The following is a 3,397-nucleotide window of genomic DNA, read 5'->3' on the forward strand; positions in this document are numbered from 1 at the left end:
GAGTTCGTCGGCGACCTCGACGATCGAATGCCAGATACTGCCGGTGGACTCCTGGGGGCGGGCCGCGGCGTTCAACCCCGCCAGCCCCGCGAGGTGCACACCTTCGGCATTGATCTCGCGGGCCCCCCGATTATTCTCCTGTCTCATTACCCACCCCCCGGGCCAACACCTTGCAGGGCCTCGCTGAACTCGGCGCCGCCGCTGGTTGCGTCGGGGTCCGCGGGTGGAACTTCGACAGTCTCATGGAAAGTCGGACGACCGGGGGCGATGGCCGTTGCCTCAGTGCGCGGACGATAGCCGCACTGGGTCGATTTTCCAGTGCCACGGCGTAGGGCGCTGCCGGGGCACGGCCGAAGCTCACCGGACATGGTGACCAGCCCGGACACACATACCTGCTACCGGCCCCGAGGGGCGACGAACAGGTTGTGCGCGGACCCCGGATACGGCGAGTACCGGGGCCCGCGGCACGGCGCTCAGGAATCACTCGATCCACTGGCGCCGGTCACACCGGATTCAGTCGCTGCCTTTGGCGGCCTGGAGGAGCTCGGTGTGGGTGGTGAACTTGACCCGCGGGCGGCCCGCTTCCTTCCCGGCACCGCGTTCGGCCTGATCGATGGCCTTCCAACCGGCGCGATCCACCATATCCGGCCGGCGTTGCTGCACCAGGGCCCGCAGGGCGTCGCGGTCGCCGGTGGGCGCGGCCAGTTTGCCGGACATGAAGTCCGCGATGAGGGCCTCGACCGTTTCCTCGGAATCGATACGGTTCGAACCGATGACGCCGCGGGGACCGCGCTTGATCCAGCCGCTGACGTACACGCCGCTCAGCGGGGTGCCGTCGGGTCCGGTGACCCGGCCGTGCTCGTTGGGCACCACGGCACGCTTCTCGTCGAACGGCAGGTCCGGTACCGGTTCACCGCGGTAGCCGATCGAGCGCAGCACGAGGGAGGCGTCATAGCTGCCGGTGCTGTCGGTGGCGCGGGCGTTGAGCACACCGTCCACGTCGACCAGCTCGTTGTGCGCGTACTCGAGCCCTTCGACGTGGTCGGTTCCGAGTACCGCGGTGGGCGAGGCCAGGTATTTGAACACAATCCGCTTGTTGCCCTCGGTGGGCGGTTTCCCGGCGTATTCCTCGGCCAGCGTGTACTTCAGCCGCAGCGACGGTTCGACTTCGGGATCGTCGAGCACCGCCTGTGAAGCGGGGTCGAGTTTCAGATCGGCCGGATCGATGACCACATCGACTCCGGACAGGTGCGCGAGCGCCAGGAATTCCGGCGAGGTGTAGGCGGCCTGCAACGGTCCGCGCCGGCCCAGCACCACGACTTCGCGGATATTGCTGGTGCGCAGCGCGGCGAGGGCGTGGTCGGCGATATCGGTTTTGGCGAGTTCGTCGGGGTGCACGGTGAGCACGCGCGCCACATCGAGCGCGACATTGCCGTTTCCGACGATGATCGCCCGTTCCCCGGACAGGTCGAAGGTCCGGTCGGCGTAGTCGGGATGGCCGTTGTACCAGGCCACGAATTCGGTGGCCGAATGGCTGCCGGGCAGCTCCTCCCCCGGGACGCCCATCCGCCGATCGGAGGAGGCACCCACCGCGTAGAGAACCGCGTGATGGTGGGCCAGCAATTCCTCGTGACTGATGTGCTCGCCGACCTCGACATTCAGGTAGTACTGCAGGGTGTCGCGGCGGAACGCCGATTCGAACATCCCGGCCACCGTTTTGGTACCGGGATGGTCCGGGGCCACTCCGGCGCGGACCAGGCCCCACGGCGTGGGCAGGCGGTCGAACATCTCCACCTGGACATCGCAGCGGCGGAGCAGTTCGTCGGCGGCATAGGCGGCCGCCGGACCGGCACCGACGATCGCGACCCGCAACGTCCCGAGTTCCTTGGGCGGACGCACGGGCGTGGCGATCGGATCCAGATTGGATTCCAGGGGGTGCCGCTCGAACCAGGCGGCATTGATATCCCGGTAGCGGGCCAGCGACGCGCTGAGATCGTCCTCGGAGAAGATGGCCTCCACCGGGCACGCGTCGACACAGGCACCGCAGTCGATGCAGGTGTCGGGGTCGATGTAGAGCATTTCGGTCGTGGCGAATTCCGGCTGGTCCGGAGTCGGGCGGATGCAGTCGACCGGGCACTCGGAAACGCAGCTGGCATCGTTACAACAACGCTGCGTGATTACGTAGGCCATATTTGTGCAGATCCTCGAGACTTATGTGCGGGCTGGTGCCTTCCGGGTCACGGTGGGCAGGGCGAAACAATCGGGGTGCGGACCGGGGTCACCGGCCCACCTCCATTGTGACGCCGCTTTCAGTTTGCCTCGAGTGTGTTGTCCCTCTCCGCACGGAGGGTGCTTACGGTGGTCACATGACCCGGACTCTGATCTTGATGCGGCACGGGAAGTCGGCGTACCCGCCCGGAATCGACGACCACGAACGCCCGCTGGCCCCGCGCGGCCGACGCGAAGCCGCACTGGCCGGGGACTGGCTGCGCGCCACCCAGCCACCCATTTCGGCGGTCCGCTGCTCGACTGCGACCCGCACCCGGGAAACCCTCACCGCGACCGCGATCACCGCGCCGGTGGAATTCGATGCCGGGATCTACGGGGCAGAAGCCGACCAGCTGATCGAACTCGTCCAGCTGACCGATCCGGCACTGTCCACCCTGCTGGTAATCGGGCATGCACCAGGTATGCCGTGGACCGCGTGGGATCTGGCGGCCGACCACGATACCGGCGACGCACTGCGGATCAGCCGTAAGTTTCCCACCTCGGCCCTGGCCGTACTGCGCTTCGACCGGCCCTGGGATCAGGTAGCGGCGGGCACAGGCGATCTGGCCGCCTTCCATATCCCCCGCTGAGCCATCGCGGCTGCTCAGCGCAGGAGTTTACCGCCGAAGACAGCGCCGGCGCCCAGCAGCACCAGCAGCAGGAATGCCGCCCAGCCGCCGATCAGCCACCAGACCAATCCGAACACCACCACGATCGGCGCCACCGCAATGGCGGTGATCACCGGACTCTCCTTGACCGTGGCCCAGGCCGAACGCGCCCGGACCCGGTCGATTTCCTTAGCCATAATCCCAGGTTACGTGCACGGAACCGGATGCGCGGGCAGCCGCGGAATTCGGTTCGGTCCGGCTCGTGCCGCGGTACGGCGGGCTGAGTACGCTGGCCCTCGGGGTCCGGGGGGGGGCCGGGGCCCCCGGGGCCGGTGGTGCGGGACCGCGAGGATTGGGGGGTAGTACCGGAAAAACCAACGATGCAAGCGAGGGGGGGCCCACCCCAAAAAAACCCCCCCCCAAAACCCCCCCCCCAACGCCCCCCTACCGCCCCCCGGGAAACAAAAACCACCCCCCCCCCCCCGAACCCCCGCCCCACCCCCCGGCCCGGATACCACGCC

General features: G+C 67.9%; 3 protein-coding genes. 1 reads left to right on the forward strand and 2 read right to left on the reverse strand.

Going from position 1 to position 3,397, the window contains the following annotated elements; all coding sequences use genetic code 11:
• Positions 1-513 precede the first annotated feature (513 nt).
• The gene (locus QH196_RS28550; protein WP_280418941.1) at positions 514-2,190 is read right to left on the reverse strand and encodes a 4Fe-4S binding protein; all 1,677 of its coding nucleotides are present in this window, start codon (positions 2,188-2,190) and stop codon (positions 514-516) included.
• 176 nt (positions 2,191-2,366) lie between these two features.
• On the opposite strand from QH196_RS28550, the gene QH196_RS28555 reads away from it, so the two are divergent.
• The gene (locus QH196_RS28555) at positions 2,367-2,858 is read left to right on the forward strand and encodes a SixA phosphatase family protein (protein ID WP_280418942.1); all 492 of its coding nucleotides are present in this window, start codon (positions 2,367-2,369) and stop codon (positions 2,856-2,858) included.
• A 14-nt stretch (positions 2,859-2,872) separates the two neighbouring features.
• On the opposite strand, the gene QH196_RS28560 is transcribed toward QH196_RS28555, so the two are convergent.
• Positions 2,873-3,073: a hypothetical protein gene (locus QH196_RS28560; protein WP_397098467.1), complete on the reverse strand. Its 201-nt coding sequence runs from the start codon at positions 3,071-3,073 to the stop codon at positions 2,873-2,875.
• Positions 3,074-3,397 lie beyond the last annotated feature (324 nt).

The sequence above is a fragment of the Nocardia carnea genome (genome assembly GCF_029868325.1).
In the GTDB taxonomy this organism is placed as follows: Bacteria; Actinomycetota; Actinomycetes; order Mycobacteriales; family Mycobacteriaceae; genus Nocardia; species Nocardia carnea_C.

Coding starts and splice junctions, on each gene's coding strand:
- QH196_RS28550 (WP_280418941.1), bottom strand. CDS start 2,190: ATGGCCTACGTAATCACGCAGCGTTGTTGTAACGATGCCAGCTGCGTT.
- QH196_RS28560 (WP_397098467.1), bottom strand. CDS start 3,073: ATGGCTAAGGAAATCGACCGGGTCCGGGCGCGTTCGGCCTGGGCCACG.
- QH196_RS28555 (WP_280418942.1), top strand. CDS start 2,367: ATGACCCGGACTCTGATCTTGATGCGGCACGGGAAGTCGGCGTACCCG.